Source organism: Vibrio sp. 811 (assembly GCF_033339195.1).
Genome location: NZ_JAWOUB010000151.1, coordinates 1 through 962, shown reverse-complemented (window position 1 = coordinate 962; position 962 = coordinate 1). Strand labels below are relative to the sequence as shown.

The window sequence follows — 962 nt, the reverse complement described above, 5'->3', positions numbered from 1 at the left end:
CAATCCCTCAAGAGTTGGTTGAGTCCATTTACAAAAACTGGCACGAGTTTTTCTGCTCAGAAGAAAAAAATGATTTCCAATTTAATGTAGAAACGCAAGATGGTTATTTCCCACCTTCGGTTTCTGAAGTTGCGAAAGGCCACAAAGTAAAAGACATCAAAGAGTACTTTCATGTTTACCCTTGGGGACAAATCCCAGAACAGTTGAAAGCAGAGATTCTTGAGTACTACGAGCGCGCAAACGCTTTTGCACAAGAACTGCTAGGTTGGGTAGAAGAGTACGCACCAAAAGACGTACAAGAGAAGTTCTCTATCGCGCTGTCAGAAATGATCAATAACAGCGACAAAACGTTGCTTCGCGTTCTTCATTACCCACCAATGACAGGCGAAGAAGAGCCAGGTGCAATTCGCGCAGCCGCTCATGAAGACATCAACCTACTGACTGTACTGCCAGCGGCGAACGAGCCTGGTCTGCAAGTTATGAGCAAAGATGGCGAGTGGATCGATGTTCCATGTGATTTTGGTAACTTGATCATTAACATCGGTGACATGCTACAAGAAGCGTCAGGTGGTTACTTCCCGTCAACGACGCACCGAGTTATCAACCCAACAGGTGCTCGCCAAGAAAAATCGCGCATTTCATTACCGCTTTTCTTGCACCCAAAACCAGATACAGTACTTTCTGAGCGTTACACAGCACACAGCTACTTAATGGAACGCTTACGTGAGCTAGGCGTTATTTAATCAAACGCGATCCTGATTCCAAAGGCCGATGGTTTTTCGCTATCGGCCTTTTTTCGTTTATGGTACAAAAGTAACGACGTTGAGCTTTGAAACCTGCTCAATTTTAATCGCTTATAAATCAAACGAGGGCGCATGGAAGATCAATATGGCGTATGCGATAGCAGTCAGAGTGAAATAGAGAACCCGTTGCTTTGGCCAATGCTTGAGATTCTCAAAAGG

The 962-nt window shown here is 44.7% G+C and carries 1 protein-coding gene; it reads left to right on the top strand.

Annotated features, from left to right (window positions below):
- A partial coding sequence (locus R7Q46_RS25475; RefSeq protein ID WP_318077980.1) for a 2OG-Fe(II) oxygenase family protein occupies window positions 1-743 on the top strand: 743 nt, incomplete at its 5' end.
- Between the last annotated feature and the right edge of the window lie 219 nt (window positions 744-962).